Here is a 16640-nt window from a genome sequence, read left to right on the forward strand (position 1 = left end):
CGACAAACTAGGAAGGATCTGCTAACAATGCACACCATGAAGACGACCTTTAGACAAATAGCTGCAGCCAAATAACTCCGTCACCGCTTGGTGACGGCACTGCAGTTATTCGCCTCCATCTGAAAGGTCATCCCATGTCTTCTGATACCCATATCCCCCAGTTTCCGCTTCCGGCCAACGATCTCATTACGTTGGAACCTGCCGCGCCCACCACCGCCGGGGGCTGCCGCATAGGGGTCTGCGCCAAGTAGACGCCTACGGTGGGAAGGCGCGCCTTCTCCATCAAAGCTCGACTGCCGAACGTCCCCTGAAGCCGACTTCGCGCCACCGCTTCAACGGTAGCCTGGTCGACCCGCGGACAAATCGCGCCTTGATTCATAAGAACCATCTGCAGGCGGAGTTTCTCTACATGATGCTTGTCAATCGCAACGTGATCTCGATCCAGGATCGCCCCGCCCCCGTGTCCTACGTAACGGCGGACGGGGAAATCTGCGAGTGCAAATTCGACTACCTTGTCGACTATGCTGACGGCACGCGGACCGCCTTTGTCGTGCAGTATGAAGGCACGATGGAGCGCTTCCATATTCGAGAAAAGATCGAGGCGGCACGCCATCAGCTTGGCCGCAAGTTCGCCAACAAAGTCGTCGTCCACAGCGAACAAACCATCACCGCTGATATGGCCAAGAACGCGGAGATTCTGTGGGCCTGCGGCGGTATCCCGGTCCATCAAATTTACGCACCACTGCGCGAGCTCGCTTCAACACTGAACGGCGCCGTGAAGATTGGCGTGCTTATGACCATGTTTGCCGATGTCGATGGCATCTTTCGACACGTGGTCAGTCTTATCGACAACGGCTATCTAGCACTGGCGAACGGCGGGCGGATTTCGCCGGAAAATTACGTCGTGCGCACAGCGAAGCGAAAAGTCGCATGACAGTGTTCACTCCAGTCACGCCGATCTATCGCTTCAATAGTTCTGATCGGCTGACGATCAACAACGTCGCCTATCGCTGCTGTGACTCGGATCATTATTGCCATCACCTGAAACGAATGGATGGCAGTGATCTCTTCGAGACCTTCACGCATTCCCAGGTCGACATGCTTCTAAAGGCGCGTGAACTGAAAGTCGACCGCCAGTTCTATAGCCCGCAGGCCGCGCTTGTCAGATCGACGACACATGATCGTGCTTGGGAAGATCTCACCGATACGGAGAAAGACACCATCATCTGGCGGAAGGAATACTGCGACCGATTCCTTCAGATGGAAGCCGAGCTTGCCTGGGTGAGCCGATCCAAGAAGCCGATGCTGCAGGCCATCGCCATCATTTCTGGGGAAATCGCCACGCAGAAGCGGCACCAAAAGGGTTCCGGTCGAGCTGGGCAAAGTGTCGAGATTCGTAATCCTCCTTGTGACACGACGCTCACTCGTTGGATCAACAAGTACGTAAAATCCGGATTCAACCCGCTGTCACTTCTGCCCGGTAACAGCCGGAGCGGAAACACGAGCGACCGCCATCACCACGAGGTGAAGGAAATCATCGACGAAAAGGTGGGTCTTCTTCTCGATCGTCGCCTTCCCAACGTCAGGAAGGCCTTTCACCAGGTTAAAATCGAGATCGACAAACGGAACGCAGAACGCCCCGGCCTCGATTTGGAAGTGCCTGACATCCAGGCCGTCTATCGAGCAGCTCGACGCCTCGACCCAATCTACGCCACGGCGGCGCGACAGGGTATCGACGCAGCCAAGAAGAAGTTCATCTTCTCGCGCGGAGGTCTGGAGGTCGTCAGGCCTTTCGAACGCTTGGAGACCGATGAATGGAAAACACATCTCCACGTCCTTCTGCGCCGCTCACCTGATTGGCTGATGCTCACAGACAAGGAACGAGACGCAATCGCCCGAATCCGATGCTCCCTCATCTCCGTATTGGATGTTGCAACACGATGCGCTGTCGCCGCATATCTGGTGCCAGGTAGTGCCACCGCTGCGGATGTCATCCGTTGCCTGCAGATGGTCGTTTCAGACAAGAACGAGCTTGCCGTTCGGTTTGGATGCGGCACGCCCTGGAGCATGCACGGTCGACCCGACCGCATCGTTCACGATGGCGGCGTGATTTACACTGCTGACGAAGTTCGCCGTGTCATTAACGCTATTGGCGCTCACGACGAAACCGCTCCTGCTGGCATTCCAGAACTTCGCGGCACCATCGAGCGCTCGTTCCGAACCATCGATCAAGGACTTCTCTTCAATTTCACGGGGCGCACCTTCTCCAATGTTGGTCAGCGGGGTCGATACAACTCCGAGAAAGACGCCAGTTTGGAGTTCGCCGAACTGAATAAGGCGATCGTCCGGTGGATTAACGATATCTATCACAACGCTCCTCATGAAGGTCTCAACAAGAAAACCCCTTACAACGCCTGGCTCAGCCTGACGCGCCAGTACGGCATCGAGCCAGCTCCCGTTATCGACGATATGCGGCTCATCTTTGGGACCTCCATCCACAAGCGAATCAGCGGTAAGGGCATTTTCTTCATGGGCATGTACTACCAGTCGGAAGCTCTCCAAATGATCCGCCGGGAGGTTGGCCAAAAGCAAGTCCATGTGAAAGTCGATCAGGCCGATATGGGGGAGATTTCAGTCGAAGGTGCCAAGGGTTGGATTTCTGTCCCAGCGATTAAACCGATGGCGGGTACGGCGCTCCCGCTCTGGGTGGCCGCACGGCGCCAAGAGCAGCGGCAAAACCTAGATGACGCCGAGAAATCCTGGCCGATCATGTCTCGGGCGATCCAGGATCTCAGTGCCATGGGCGACAACGCAGTCACGGCTGCTGGTCTCGACTCGCCTCTGATGAGCATGAAGGAACTCAAGGCTCTGGAACGGGACCTCTTCAAGACCTTTCGTATTGCCGAGAGTCGCCCTGCTACCGCGCAGGCTCCCATCGAATATGAAGTCGGCGATGATCCACCTCCGCCATCTGCTGCTGTGACGGTGCCCGAGGGTCCTGTATCGCCAGAGACGACCCGATCGAACGCTGTTCCCAATCCCCGTATCCCTAAACGCACTTCGGTCATTCCGACCGCAGGCGACGAAGACGATTGGTCCGTGGACTAATCAGGAGGCCCCTATGGAAGACCGGATTGAGATTTCGACTAGCGATGCTCCGGAGTGGTCCATTGAGACCATTGCATCGGACCATTTCTCAGACAACCCTGAGGTCGCCGACAAGTTGGCGACGCTCTGGGAAACGTACATCACTTCGGGGCGAGATAAGCAGCTCGCCGGGCAATTCGACCGTCTGTTAGACGGCGCGATAGTTTCGCGTCCTAACGTTCCCGGCAAGCGCTTCGAGGGACGCGCGCTCGTCATTGTGGGCGAAAGTGGGGCAGGCAAGAGCCACGCCATTCGCTACCTCTTTGAAAAGCGACCCAGCCTCGCCCAATACGATTCAGAGATGGGTAAGATGATGCCGCTCGTCAGCGTCATTGCTCCATCTCCCTGTACTCTGAAGCAGTTGGCTTTTGAGATTCTCGACGCCGTTGGCTATCCCACCAATCGAAATATTCAGGAAAACGTCGCTTGGCGGATTGTCAAACAGCAGCTCAAACTTCGGCGCTGCCTCATTCTGCATGTCGACGAGGCTCAGCATGCTGTCCACTTCAGTAACCCGGCCGAACAGCAAAAGTTGGCTGACACCCTTAAAAATCTCATGCAGAATCCAGAATGGCCGATGCGGCTGGTATTGTCGGGCTTGCCAGAGCTTACGCAGTTTCGACAATCGGACCCGCAGCTCCCGCTTCGATCGCGCATCCATCTGGTGAATCCGCTTCAACTCCCGGCCGATGGAAAATTCGTGCGCTTCATGACGAAGGGTATCTTGGAGACACGGCTCGGCTTCGATATTTCCGATCTGGAGCAGGACGAATTCTATCCGCGCCTGTGCCATGCCGCCTCAAATTTTCTCGGTCGGATCGGCCGCTATCTTCAGGGCGGTGCCGAGGAAATCATTTACGCACGAGAAGAGCGTGCCACCCGCGAACACTTCGGTGAAACTTACTTCCAGATTACCGGGTGTACGCCCGAGCAGAACATCTTCTTGGCGCCCAACTGGCATCAGATTGATCCTCTGGAGGCTTTATCCGAAGACGACGAGGAGGATGAGCCTAAAGGGAAGACTGGGCGAAAGAAGCGCAGCCGGAAATGACCACCCTACTCCGTCTGCCGCCACAACCAGAAGAACCGCTGCCGACCTTCCTTTCGCGGATGGCAGCACTCAATGGCTGCCCATCGCTGAGGCTGTTCCTGGAGCATCTCCGTATCGGGTATGGGGACGTAGTGAAAGGACGCGAGGCGGCGTTCGCGGCAACAAAGCAATGGTTCAGCGTAGGCACTGAGACCCTGCGTGCAAACTCCATTCATCGAAACGACGACGGGGTCTATCTCCAGGGTCAGACACTCGCCAGGCACACCTTGAGGCGCGAGCATTTGTGCGTCTGCCCAGACTGCTTGCTGGAAGATATTGCTGCAGACGGTCCTCCCGAGGGGCTTGCCTATTGTCGCGCGAGCTGGTTGCTCGCGCCGATCCGCACCTGCGCCAAGCACAATCGAGTCCTTTGCAAGATCCCCAGGGACCCCAAACACGACGTTCATGATTTCTCGGTTCGAGTGGAGACTTTTCTTAAGGAGCAGATTTTCAAGATCAAGACTAAAGCTAGGCAGACCAGCGATCTTGAAGAATACGTCTCCGCCAGGCTGAGCGGGCGCAAACCAAAATCGGAGTGGCTCGATACATTTCCTCTTTATGCCGCTGTCAGGGCCTGCGAGGTCATTGGAGCCGTATCACGCCATGGCCCAAATGTAATGCTGGACGATCTCACAGACGACGAGTGGTGTCAGGCTGGTCAAGCCGGATATGCCTTTGCCAAGGATGGAATCGATGGCGTCAATCGTTATCTCGAAGGCCTAAAATCGACATTTCTTGCGGCACGCCGCACCTGGGGACCGAGATACACGTACGGCCGTCTATATGAGTGGCTGGCTCACGAGACTGAGGACCCGGTCTATGAACCTCTTCGTCAGATGATCCGGGACTTCACGATTGCCAATTTTCCCGTTGGACCCGGCGAATTGCTGCTGGGCCATCCTGTGAAGGCCCGCGTCATCCACTCCATCCGGTCCGCCTCCCTTGAAACAGGCCTCCACCCCAAGCGGCTTCGAAAACAGGTGCATGCCGCTGGTCTGGTCTCAAAGGCCGATTTGCGGCTTCCTGATGATCGAGTGCTTTTTCCAGTCGCTGAGTCCACTTCATTACTGAACAGCCTTTCCGACGCCCTGAAGCTTAAGGAGGTCGGCCCCTATCTCAATATCCCAAGGGCCCAACTGATCGCCCTAGATAAAGCGGGAATTCTCCAGCCGTCGCTATCTATGGAGACCGGAAACGGACGGGCTGGCGCCTACTCCCGCCGGATGCTGGATGCATTTTTAGCCCGGCTTCTGGACGGCTCCGAGGCGGTCGCAGCATGTACTGGCACCAGAGCAACGATCCCGACCGCCGCCAAGCGTGCCTGCTGCTCGGCAGGTGAGATCGTGAAACTCATCCAAGGCGAGAGGCTGGCCTGGAAGGGCCGTCTACCGGGCGTGGAAGGCTATCTATCGGTGCTGGTTGACTATGATGAGGTCCGCCGTCTCGTGAAGGGCGAAGACCATGGTGGCGTGACTCTCCGGCAGGCAGAGAAGTTGCTAGGTGTATCTACCGCCGTCCTGTTGGCCCTCATTGACCACGGGCATCTTTCGTCCGAGACCGTCATCAATCCAGTCAACAGATGTCCCCAGCGGATCATCCGCCAGGATGATCTTGACGCCTTCAACCGGGACTTCATTGGCCTGACGCGGCTCGGCGCCGAGCTGAGGGTGTATCTGGGCGATCTTCGCCGCAGGCTCGACGCAGCCTCGATCTCTCCCGCAATCAATGCCAAAGACGTTGGCGCTAGATTCTATCGACGCTCCGATATTTTTAACCCTTCGTGTACTCTTGCCATAAACGACTGATATAAATATATTTTTCTTGATATAACTCACTTTAATATGTGTATTTTATATATGGAATAGTCTTTTTCACGATCTTATCGATTTATAACTTACACTGGCTTCTTGCAAACCATAGTGTATTCTATATATGAAATGGTATGTATGAGAAGCCAATGTCGAACAATTTTAACGTCCGATCTCTGGGGCCGCTTGAAGCTTCTATCGTGCTGACGCTCGTTGAAAACGGCGCTTCGGTTACGGACGCTCGCGAGATCACCTCGATCGTCGGCAACCAGATTCAAGCCCGCTCTGCCGTGAAACGGCTGATCGCAAAAGGCTGGCTTACGCGCTTAGGTGGCCGTCGCTATGCCATCGTGCCTCCGAACTATGGAGCCGAGAACATTGGCGACTACAACACCCTCGCCCTGGCCTCCATGGCGGAAACGCCCTCCTATATCGGCTGGTGGTCTGCTGCCGCTCACCACAGCTTTACCACCCAAGTGCCGATGATCATTCATGTGGCAACAACCCGGCAGCTTCCTGATCGGCTCATCAACGACACTAAGATCGAATTCCACCGCCTCCATCCTCGCAAGTTTTTCGGCATGCAGGAGGTCGTCTCTTTCGGCCGGACACTGCGCGTATCTGACCGGGAGAAGACCGTATTGGACTGCGTTGACCGCCTCGACCTTTGTGGCGGTCCCTCGGAAGCTGTGCGGATCGTATTCACGGCGGCGCCGCATTTGGACTTCGATAAATTACTCCGGGACGCACGCCGGATGGAGTCGGTCTCCCTGCTCCAAAGACTAGGCTTCTTCCTAGACGTAGCGGAAGTCACAGAGCTTTCTACCATCCGCGATAAACTTCGCGAAGACATCCCCAAGTCTGCTCGGTCGAGGATTGGCGCCCTGGAGCGGCGCGAGGGCGACATCGGCTACATCCCGGATTGGAATCTCAACGTCAACATCACTCAGAGCCAACTGCTAGGCAATCTTCCATTTGGAACTGCCACACGGAGGATGCCAGCATGATCACCGAAACCAACCTGCGAAAACTACCTGGACACACTGGGGCACGAAGCTTCGAGAATGTCGCAACCGACGTTTTGCTGACATATCTTCTCCAGTTATTTGAAGAGAGAGGAATCGCAAAATATCTCGCCTTCAAAGGCGGCACGATGTTGAGGAAGATGGTGTTTGGTCCTGCAGGTCGTCTCTCGACCGACTTGGACTTCACGGCACTTCCCGACGTTGATCGAGACGACCTATCTCTCGCGCTCCGCGAAAGCTTCATTGACCCCTTTCATGACATCAGCTTCGAGGTCAATGACAAGCGCGACTGGTATGAAACTGAGGACGGCTGCGCAGTTACGCCCAAATGTTCATATCCAGCCAATCCAAATGGACAGCTCATCAAGATCCAAGTGAGTTTCAGGGAGCGAACCATTTTACCACCCGTCAAGAAGGCGCAAATTCTCCCTGACCCTTACCTAAAAGCGATTACAGAGTTTACCCCGTGTGAAGTTCTCTGCTTGCAAGACGAGGAAGTGATCGCGGAAAAAATTCGTGCTGGCCATCAACGGGCTCAGGTTCGCGACCTCTATGATCTTCATAAGATTGGTAGTCGCCAGATGGATCAAGCTCTTGTCCGTTCTTTGGCTACGGCAAAGCTTTGGAAGTCTGACAAAGGCCAGCTCAATTACGCAGAGTTCAAAGCCAATATTGAGAACGGCCGCAACTACGATCAAGCGGACCTACTGAATCTTTTGCCAAGAGGCCAATCCGTCAATCTAGCCGAGATGACTGAAGGGGTTATCCGCAATTTTCGCTTTCTTGGAGAGATTACGGCGGAGGAAAAAGCAGTTATCGATGATACTCACCGTCGCAATCCAGAAGCGTATCAGGCTTTGATCAAATCGATCCCTGGATCAATCGATAGCGCTGAGGCAAATGCAAGCGCTTGGACTTTCTAGCTGAGCCTGAATCGTGACATCGGCTATCGAAGAAAACTGACGAAGTGTCCTCGGTCGCCCGGTGTTCGTCAACGAGACCGCTAGGGCGAGGCTCTAGCCTCGTTCAGAAGTATGCCGACCTCTTTAAGTCGATATCATTTGCAGATAGCAACGAAAAACGTCGCCATCTGCAAATGATATCGACGAAAATGTCGAGGTTATTGTGGGTCGCACTTGAGCAAGGACAGTGTACTGAAACGCAGCCAGAGATTATCAATGTGGATAAAGCCCCTCACGTCGGCGGGTTCGTTAGGAGAGGTCGGGAGGGAGCCGGATTGGCAGTTTGGTATGATGAGTTCGAGCTTAGAACTGGCGACAGCTTGCGGCGTAAAATAGACGGGGGAATCGCCCGCAGCCGCTTTGGTGTCGTTGTCTTGTCGCAAGCCTTTTTTGGTCGGGGATAACCTGAGTACGAGCTGGATGGGCTTGTGACAAAGACCGTTTCCGGCGACCAGAACTTACTACCTATCTGGCACAAGGTTTCCAAAAACGAAGTCATGGGTTACTCGCCCTCTCTCGCTGACCGCCTCGCAAGAAACACTGATACCCAACCCGTCGAATTGCGGCAGTATCTCTTCGACGGTTTGGGTATCAGTCCCACCCTCAGTTCCGACTCCCTGAAGGCCACTTTTCATCATCGCAGGGAGGTTTCCTGCCTGAACCAGATCGCTGGTCGGGGTCGTTGAACACGAGCAGGAGTGAAGGAGCGCTAGATTGGTCGTCGGATGGACTAATTTCCGCCATTATCGCGCAAATAACCTGCATAACCCTTGTTCCAACAGGCTACATTTCTCACAGTGTTTTGATTCTGTGAAATTCCCATCCGCGTGAAGATTTCTTGAAGATGGAAACATGCGTGCGGAAATCCTCTATGGCTTTGTCCTTCTGTCGGCAATCGCGCATCCCGTCTGGAACGCGATGGTTAAGGCGTCATCAGATCGCCTACTCAGCATGGCAGCAATCCCCACCGTCGGGGCTATCCTCGGAATTGCAGCACTACCATTTGTCGACTGGCCTTCGATTGAGAGCATTAAGTGGCTCGTGCTAACGTCCATCGCCCATTATGGCTATTACGCGTTGGTGGTCCGATCCTACGCTGTTGGCGACTTAGGCGTTGTCTATCCGCTTGCACGCGGGGCAGTTCCCGTGATCACTACCGCCGTGGCCTTCGTCGCCATCGGCGAAACGCTGACGGTGGGTACTTTGATTGCGGTAGGTCTAATTTCGCTCGGTATTCTGGCCCTTACATTCGGAATGGGCGCGAAGCCGAGTGCGGTTGGGCTGGCGCTGGCGACAAGCGTGACGATCGCGAGCTACAGCTTTCTAGGAGGCGTCGGCGTCCGTGTGTCAGGTTCAGTGCTGGGGTTTCTGGCAGTCGCGCAGATCATCAATGCTGGAGGAATATTTGGCTACGTCTTGTTGTTTAGAAGGCGAGGTATTTCTGCCTTTCTCTACCGACATGGTGCAACGTCGATTATGGCGGGTATCATTTCTACGCTGGGCTTTCTCGTCTATCTCCTGGCCGTGAATCAGTTGCCAATTGGACCAATTACCGCATTGCGCGAGACAAGTGTCGTATTTGGCACGTTGATTGGCACCTTTATCTTGAAGGAAGGGTTTGGATTTCGTCGTATCGCCGCTTCGCTCTTTGTCGCCTCCGGCGTGGTCATACTTGGGACAATGCATTGAATTTCTACGAATGCATTCGGCACAGGTCGAGGTCGGATCACGCAGTCATTGACGATGAAAATATCGCTCGGATAGCGCATCCGGGCCGATGGTTATTCCGCGCCTTAATGGCGCTGATTTTCTGCGGCGAAGCTAAAGGCACGGCGTGTGGAAAATTCTCCGCCGCCCATCTGAGTAAAGACGGATTAATTGCGGACGTTGGAGTGTATTGCTTAGGCTTTACTGGGTCGTTCTACGCGCGCAAAATGTCTGTGAAGCCGCCCGGCGGACCAAGATACCGCCGCTTCGGCAGAATTCTGAGAAACAGCAGCACCGATGACTGTCACCTCATTCGTCTTGCTACCCTCTATGCGTACCGGAGTCGATAGCCTGGACGCGGAGCATCAGGATCTCGTTAGCGCCATTAACCGGATCGGGGTCGCCGAACAAGATGGCGATCAGGGCGCACTTTTGGTGAGCCTCCACGCCTTTCGTAGTGAACTCGCTGACCACTTCGCCAATGAGGAACATTATTTGCGCATGCTTAAATACCCAGAGAGCGATGCGCATGTAAGGCACCATTCCAACGTGATCATCGCCCTCGATTCTCTGCGTGAAAATCTAGGCATAACTCCTGCTGGTATAGCTGCGCGATGTTATACGGAGCTGCTCACGGCCGTCGTCACCAAAGATATGGAGTTTCTGAACTGGCTTGACGCGAAGAGGTCCAAGTCCGGCCGCTGATGGGTGGGTCGCCCTCTGCGAGCCTCTTGCACCGTTCACGCAATCGCGGCGGGCTCAGACCTAAATCCGTGCAGCAGATTGACCAAATTCGAGGATAGCCAATCAGCCAATTTCCGCCGTTCAGGGGGGGGAATTGGGAGGATATTCATGGGGCGTTAAGGTAACGTCAAGGAACTCGTCGCATCCTTGGGCAATCCGCCAGGGCCGACGTGACTATGACGACCCGTGCCGGACTCGTTGAGGGTAAGCATGGACGAACCGTGGCATAGCCTTTTGGTCAGTTCAGGCGTAGTAGCGCTCTTCATCGCATTGTGGAGCCACATCCCGCCACTGGTTGATTGCTCGACCCCATTGAGAAAATGCCTGTTCGGTGTGTTGTTCGGCTTCGGTGCGATTGTTTGCATGGCAATCGCTCTCGAATCTCACTCCCGCGGCGCGCTACTCGATCTGCGGAACGTCTTGATCGTTTCTTCGTCGTTCATTGGCGGACCTCTTGCCGGGATAACTTGCGGGCTATTGGCTGCGGCTTATCGCCTCTACATCGGAGGCCCGGATACAACCCTGGCGCTCTTCCTGATGGTATCGGCAGTCGTCATCGGGTCAGTCGTTCACGTTCGCATGAGAACCAGGGAGCCGCAACGAAAGGACGCTCTCGTCCTCGCTGTCGCATTTACAGTCCTGGGCGGCGCCTTGTACGCCGCATTTGTCGAAATTCGCCCTACGGCGGAAGTGCTGCTCCACCCGACCCTGTTCCGCTTCGCAACTTGCTTGCTGTCGGCCTTGGCCATGGCCAAGGAAGTTCGGCGGCAAGGAATGGCGCGCACCAACACGATCTACAGCGCCATTATGGCGGCACTGCCAGATTGCTTGAACGTCAAAGACGAAAACGGAAAGTTCATTGCCGCCAATCCAGCCACCGCAAAGTTGATGCGTGCCGCAAGTTCGGAGAGTCTGATAGGAAAATCGGATTACGACTTCTACCCCGAAGCCACTGCAGCGGAATTTAGAGCCTACGAGACTGAGCTCGTTGAGGCTCGTACCCCGCGTACGATCGAACAGTATGTCGTCCATAAGGATGGATCGACCGCTTGGCTCTCGACCCTCAAGGTTCCTGTACACGATCAGCGTGGCAAATTTCAGGGGTTGATCACACATAATCGCGACATTTCGGTTCGAAAGCGCCTGGAGCAGGAACTCGCTATCAGCCAGGAGCGGTTGCAGCTCACATTCTCGAACATGCTTGCCGGGGTCGCGATGTTCGACAGTTCCTACAAGCTGCTGTTCAGCAACGACCGATATCTTGAACTTTTTCCAATGACCCGCGACGTGCGACAGCCAGGGGCAAGATTTCGAGACATCATACGCGCTTCATTGGAGCGCGGCGAGAAGCGCGTTTCTTCGAGGGAAGAACTTGAGCGTATTGTGGAGCTATCCGAAGTCCCTATTCGTGAAATCACACAAACACAATTCGATTTGAGTGACGGACGATGGATCGAAGCCCGCATTAACCCGACGCCGGGCGGATACTTTGCTGTCTACACTGATGTTACCGACCAGAAGAAGCTTGAGCATGAACTGAAATCTGTAAACGCTCAGCTTGAAGAGTTGGCCCAATCTGATGGACTAACGGGCTTGTTGAATCGCCGTGCAATGGATCAATTCCTCGCTGAAGAGCTGGGACGTTGCGCAAGAGGGCTTGGTCCCACCAGCATCCTGCTCATTGATGTAGACAAGTTCAAAATCTACAATGACACCTACGGGCATCTCGCTGGCGACGAATGCTTGCGGCAGGTCGCGCAATGCCTCAAGGAATCGGTTAAGCGTACAACTGATCGCGTCGCTCGATATGGCGGTGAGGAGTTCGCAGCGATACTCTCCGGAACAGAGCAACGAGATGCTGAAGCTATCGCGGAGCAGCTTCGACACAACCTTCAGCAACGGGCGATCGAACACCAAGGGAATTTGCCTCAGGTCGTCACAGTAAGTATCGGGGTGGCCACCATTGCGCCAGGCACCGCAAGCGATATGGCCTCCATCATCAAAGCGGCTGATGAAGCTCTGTACCAAGCGAAAGAGTTGGGACGAAACCGGGTTGTTTGCGCCCAGACTATTTCGAACGACGAGACCAAATCTGGTCGGAGATCAGCGTAGACTTTTCCGGCGTCTTCGGACAAAGCCTGCACCGGATGGATCGCGCATGTTACGGGGGGTTATCTCACCAAGATAGCACCGAGCGGACAGCAGCCACCAAACCCTCCTCTGCTCCATCGCCCTATGCGATTTGTGCCCCTGCAGACATCTCCCTGAGATGACGCGGCGAGTTAGCGTGAAGTGTATCCCTTATCTGGATTGTATTCGATCATCCACTCCTGTCGGCCAGGATGATAGAGGCCTGGCAAGTCAAAGTGCTGATGGATAGCCTGATAATCAGCGACATTGAAGCTCACGATGGTCGCGCCCCTCACGATGGCGGTAGAAGCAATAATGAGATCTCCTCCGAACTTGAGTTTTTTGGAGTTGGGGCTTGGTTGAAGGAAGTTACGCAACTTGGCGGCACCGGAGGTTTCGAGAGTTCCTCTGCTGGGACGGCTTTCACTTTCAACTTCCCGCTCGGGCAAGGGACCTAACTCCGTCCCATTAACTCAATTAAGTTGTGCCTCAATGGCGCTTTTGTCGATGACCGACCATACTTCGTGGATTCGATCTTCCCGGAATTCATAGAAGCCGTTTTCCGCAAAGGTGACATTGCTACCGTTCACGGGCAGACCAAGGAATTGCCCTATGGGGCTGACATCGAACCACAAGCGGGCTGCGATACGGGGTGGATCGGTGACGAGCATCTGAATGCTGAAATGGAGATCAGGTATTTGCTCGAAGTCTGCTTCCAGCATGCGCCGATATCCGCTCAGGCCAAGCAAGTTGCCATTGTGACGCACCTCATCTCCAACAAAGCCTCCGAGATTCCCCCAGTCTTGCTTGTTTAGGCAGGCGATATACGCCCTATAGGTTTCCGCGATGTCCATTGTCGCTACTTCTCTCATTCCAAGGGCACTGCAAGCCTCAGAGGCCGTGGGGACGTGACGACCTCATTTAGTGACATGTAGGTGTTCCACAAAAGACCCTACATGACTAGCTTTTGGAGCGGCTTAGCTGCCGCCTCTATAGATTTGATCTTGTCGACCAAGTGGGTGGCCATCTTCGGCTTAAAACGACCGACCCAGTTCATTCAGCCGATCTCGACAATCGCGTCGTCGTCGTGCCGACCGGAGCCAAAGTCGCCTGCCAGTTCTATCGGGTTGTAATAGACCGGATAGCTGCCAAATTCGATCAAGTCAGCCTGCAGGACGGGCATCGCCCTGCAGGCTGCTGAATACTGCTGCCACAACGCTGTCAGCAGGCATGAGCCACAAAAGCGCGGAAGATTGTTGTCGCTCAAGGAAAGATCATGAAATTTGCATCCACCCGCCTCGTCGCCGCTGACATCAAAAGCATGGTTGCCTTCTACGAGCGGGTGACGGGCTACCGCGCCGACTGGCTTGCTCCCGTATTTGCCGAAATCGTCACGCCCGGCGCTGTCTTGTCAATTGGAAGCGCCGAGACCGTCGCCCTATTCAAGGAAGGCAGTGCGGAGCCCGGTGCTAATAGGACCGCCATTCTTGAGTTCAAGGTATCTGATGTCGATGCAGAATTCGCACGCTTGAAAGGCCATGTTGAGGTCGTGCATGAGCCCAAGGATTTGCCATGGGGCAATCGCACAGTCCAATTTGCTGACCCTGAGGGCACCCGTGTCGCCCTTTATACACCTATGACCGAGGCGGCGAGACAACGCTTTAGCGACCGTTGATCGGCTGTTGATCGGCGTCGTTGCTGACGCTTGGTCGACCGCTCGACTGACGAGGCACAGCAAGCAAATTTGAGCACTTAGCCCTAGCAGATCCACAAGCCAGGAGTGATGCCTTCCTCCGGCTCGCCTTCAACCGGAAACTCTATCTTGGCAGCGGAGACTCCGGCCCGTTCTGCGGCTACGCTGTCGCTTCTATAGATTTCATCTTCTCGACAATTCGGCCACCGATTTGGGCTGGGACTAAGTTAGTCGTATCGATCTCTAACGTGTAAGCCCACCGCGGATTGAATGTGGGCTGTGAAGCCAAGAACCTCGCTCGCGCCGGGTCTGTATCCTTCATCTTCAAGTGACGTTCGGGCGCGGACACTCGCCTCGCCAGCTCCTCAGGTGCGCATGTGAGGCAGACTGCCATTGCACGGGCATTTCTGCGACGTGCCACTTCAACGATTTCCTGAACCCTGGAGCTATCTTCGTCTCGCTCGTTGGGGTCTCCCGCCGCAAGCGTGAAGACAAAGTTCCAATGCGGCGGCGACAGTTCTGAAACAGCCTCCAAAATCGCACGCCTGATCTTAGCTGAAAGTGACCAAATTTTAGGTGGTAGCGGCGTCGCGCCGTCCTGTGGCACCAGCCGAAGTATCGGATTGAGCCAGGTATGGTTGTCAACCACCTGGCACTCGATAGTCGCCGCGATCGCCTCGGCAACCGTCTGCTTTCCCACGCCGGGTGGCCCTATTAGATAGACAATCCAGTTCTGCATTCCTTGGCCGCCTGCAATCAAATTCAAACCACTCCCTGGATACTGTTCCTTCAAACCGTACCAATTTTCTGCATCCTCGCCAACGACACCCGACTCATGCGATTATGTTCTCGGAGAGGCACCCAAATGTCTACTGCAAGCAGTTGAGTCATTCTGCTGCAAATGATGAGTCAACCGCGGTTGACGGGTCTTATGTCTCAAGGGGTTAGCAACCCGCTTACTGCAAACTATGAGTCACGTTTCATCAGCGACGCATTCTACCGGCCGGACCTCACAGACGCGCAATTGGCGGAGAACGCCTGGATTATCGAAATTGCCAGCAGATCCTGCCTCAGCGCCATAGACAATCCGGTGCGCGTCATTTTTGCCGCCAAAGACGGCGATGCATTGGCTGGCTTTGTCATTGCCGACCGCAGCGACCTGGTACTTCCTGAAATCGATTGGCTGATCGTGGCGCATTCCCACCGCGGCACGGGGGTTGCGGTCGCCCTGATGAACGCTGCCATGCAGTGGATTGGCCCGGCCCTGCCGGTCAAGCTCGGCGTCATTCATTTCAACGAGCGGGCGATCGCGTTCTACAGGAAGTTCGGTTTTGTCGATACGGGCGAGATCGTGGGGCGGCACAAGATACCGCGCAAACTCTTCATCCGGCCAGCTTGCGGCGATCGAAAATGAATACGGCGCCGCCGAAGTCCCGCGGATAGAGATGCGCGCTGAGGCCGTCATGTCTGGTTTGCATGAAGGCCTGCTGCGCCTGATAGAGCGGCCAGTTGCCGCAAAGGCGCCGATGCTCGCTGCCGATCATGATGTAGCGCTCTACGCCGGGATCGGCGAAGACGTGTTGCTCGAAAGCATTGTTGGCGGGCGGCCAGGAACAGATGACGATTTCCGGATGGTATTTGGCAATGGCCGCATCAGCGGCGAGGCGTTCGACATCGCCGATACCATCAATTTTACCTGACCAGCTGCCATCGTCAGTGGCGACAATCCGGACACCGCGGCGGGTGAGCTGGCGCGACAGATAGCCGTCGCCGGCCGCAATCTCCAGGCAGGATTTGCCCGCAATCTCGGTTGCCAGTGCCTTCAGAAAGCCGCTGCTGTAGAAATTATAGATGCCACGCGCCTCCGCCATGGGCATCAGCAGGTTGCGCTGGCGCACGAGCTGCCATAGCAGACGAAAGAGCCAAGGCGTCACGAGCTTCCTTTGCCGGCCCTTGGCGAAGAACAGCACACGGAAGATCAGCCGATCGCGCCATTTGAGATGCGGCGCCTTGGGGTCGGACAGAGAGGTTTTCAGATAGCGCTCGATGGCGATGGCCGACATGCGCTGGCGAATGAGCTTGCCCTGCAGGTCGCGGGATTCCTGCTTGGTGATGGGGTTGCGCCGTTCCTTTGGCTTCGGCAAGCCCTCAAGCGGGCGCATGAGGCGGTCGAGCTTCGCCTTGTCCTTGTCGCGAATGGCCGCGGCGAGTTCGATTTCGACCGTGCGCCATTCCTCAGGGTAGAGCTGCTGCAGCGCTTCCAGCCCCGGCTGCCGCTGCAGGTATTTCAGGGTCCGAAAGATCTCATCCGCATAATCTTTCATGCCCGGCCTG

The 16640-nt window shown here is 55.4% G+C and carries 17 protein-coding genes; 12 read left to right on the plus strand and 5 right to left on the minus strand.

What is annotated here, in order from left to right; genetic code table 11:
* The first annotated feature begins 409 nt into the window (after positions 1-409).
* The 10 genes from ACE3OA_RS16970 to ACE3OA_RS17015 all read left to right on the plus strand — a co-directional run bounded on the left by ACE3OA_RS16970 (position 410) and on the right by ACE3OA_RS17015 (position 12595).
* Complete coding sequence (locus tag ACE3OA_RS16970; protein WP_374312866.1) at positions 410-934, plus strand: hypothetical protein; 525 nt, start codon at positions 410-412, stop codon at positions 932-934.
* Positions 931-3108: a Mu transposase C-terminal domain-containing protein gene (locus tag ACE3OA_RS16975; protein WP_374312868.1), complete on the plus strand. Its 2178-nt coding sequence runs from the start codon at positions 931-933 to the stop codon at positions 3106-3108. The genes ACE3OA_RS16970 and ACE3OA_RS16975 overlap by 4 nt, the downstream gene beginning before the upstream one ends.
* Positions 3109-3121: 13 nt before the next feature.
* Complete coding sequence (locus ACE3OA_RS16980) at positions 3122-4198, plus strand: ATP-binding protein (RefSeq protein ID WP_374312870.1); 1077 nt, start codon at positions 3122-3124, stop codon at positions 4196-4198.
* Positions 4195-6042, plus strand: a complete 1848-nt coding sequence (locus tag ACE3OA_RS16985; protein ID WP_374312872.1) for a TniQ family protein — start codon at positions 4195-4197, stop codon at positions 6040-6042. Before ACE3OA_RS16980 ends, ACE3OA_RS16985 begins: the two co-directional genes overlap by 4 nt.
* A 152-nt stretch (positions 6043-6194) precedes the next feature.
* Positions 6195-7052: a type IV toxin-antitoxin system AbiEi family antitoxin gene (locus ACE3OA_RS16990; RefSeq protein WP_374312874.1), complete on the plus strand. Its 858-nt coding sequence runs from the start codon at positions 6195-6197 to the stop codon at positions 7050-7052.
* On the plus strand, positions 7049-7993 hold the full coding sequence (locus ACE3OA_RS16995) for a nucleotidyl transferase AbiEii/AbiGii toxin family protein (RefSeq protein ID WP_374312876.1): 945 nt from the start codon (positions 7049-7051) through the stop codon (positions 7991-7993). Before ACE3OA_RS16990 ends, ACE3OA_RS16995 begins: the two co-directional genes overlap by 4 nt.
* A gap of 188 nt (positions 7994-8181) precedes the next feature.
* On the plus strand, positions 8182-8436 hold the full coding sequence (locus ACE3OA_RS17000) for a toll/interleukin-1 receptor domain-containing protein (RefSeq protein ID WP_374312879.1): 255 nt from the start codon (positions 8182-8184) through the stop codon (positions 8434-8436).
* Between the two features lie 448 nt (positions 8437-8884).
* The gene (locus ACE3OA_RS17005; protein WP_374312882.1) at positions 8885-9721 is read left to right on the plus strand and encodes a hypothetical protein; all 837 of its coding nucleotides are present in this window, start codon (positions 8885-8887) and stop codon (positions 9719-9721) included.
* 315 nt (positions 9722-10036) lie between these two features.
* Entirely contained in the window at positions 10037-10444 is a 408-nt protein-coding gene (locus ACE3OA_RS17010; protein WP_374312885.1) for a bacteriohemerythrin, read from the plus strand.
* Positions 10445-10693: 249 nt separating this feature from the next.
* On the plus strand, positions 10694-12595 hold the full coding sequence (locus ACE3OA_RS17015; protein ID WP_374312887.1) for a diguanylate cyclase: 1902 nt from the start codon (positions 10694-10696) through the stop codon (positions 12593-12595).
* 170 nt (positions 12596-12765) lie between these two features.
* Here ACE3OA_RS17015 and ACE3OA_RS17020 read toward each other — a convergent pair whose 3' ends face one another.
* From ACE3OA_RS17020 to ACE3OA_RS17030, 3 genes are all read right to left on the minus strand, one after another.
* Positions 12766-13062: a type II toxin-antitoxin system VapC family toxin gene (locus ACE3OA_RS17020; protein WP_374312889.1), complete on the minus strand. Its 297-nt coding sequence runs from the start codon at positions 13060-13062 to the stop codon at positions 12766-12768.
* Positions 13063-13086: 24 nt separating this feature from the next.
* Positions 13087-13467, minus strand: a complete 381-nt coding sequence (locus ACE3OA_RS17025) for an ester cyclase (RefSeq protein ID WP_374312891.1) — start codon at positions 13465-13467, stop codon at positions 13087-13089.
* A 203-nt stretch (positions 13468-13670) separates the two neighbouring features.
* The gene (locus ACE3OA_RS17030) at positions 13671-13880 is read right to left on the minus strand and encodes a hypothetical protein (protein WP_374312893.1); all 210 of its coding nucleotides are present in this window, start codon (positions 13878-13880) and stop codon (positions 13671-13673) included.
* 9 nt (positions 13881-13889) lie between these two features.
* On the opposite strand from ACE3OA_RS17030, the gene ACE3OA_RS17035 reads away from it, so the two are divergent.
* Positions 13890-14288 carry a VOC family protein gene (locus ACE3OA_RS17035; protein ID WP_374312896.1) on the plus strand — a complete coding sequence of 133 codons (399 nt, stop codon included), beginning with the start codon at positions 13890-13892 and terminating at the stop codon, positions 14286-14288.
* A gap of 178 nt (positions 14289-14466) precedes the next feature.
* On the opposite strand, the gene ACE3OA_RS17040 is transcribed toward ACE3OA_RS17035, so the two are convergent.
* Positions 14467-15099: an AAA family ATPase gene (locus ACE3OA_RS17040; RefSeq protein ID WP_374312898.1), complete on the minus strand. Its 633-nt coding sequence runs from the start codon at positions 15097-15099 to the stop codon at positions 14467-14469.
* Between the two features lie 138 nt (positions 15100-15237).
* Between ACE3OA_RS17040 and ACE3OA_RS17045 the strand changes: the two genes are divergently transcribed.
* Positions 15238-15720 (plus strand): GNAT family N-acetyltransferase, encoded by a 483-nt coding sequence (locus tag ACE3OA_RS17045; RefSeq protein ID WP_374312900.1) that lies wholly within the window; start codon positions 15238-15240, stop codon positions 15718-15720.
* On the opposite strand, the gene ACE3OA_RS17050 is transcribed toward ACE3OA_RS17045, so the two are convergent.
* Positions 15689-16630, minus strand: coding sequence for a hypothetical protein (locus ACE3OA_RS17050; protein ID WP_374312902.1), 942 nt, complete (start codon positions 16628-16630; stop codon positions 15689-15691). The two genes, ACE3OA_RS17045 and ACE3OA_RS17050, sit on opposite strands and share 32 nt — an antisense overlap.
* Positions 16631-16640 lie beyond the last annotated feature (10 nt).

It is taken from the genome of Dongia sp., assembly GCF_041906375.1.
In the GTDB taxonomy this organism is placed as follows: Bacteria; Pseudomonadota; Alphaproteobacteria; order Dongiales; family Dongiaceae; genus Dongia.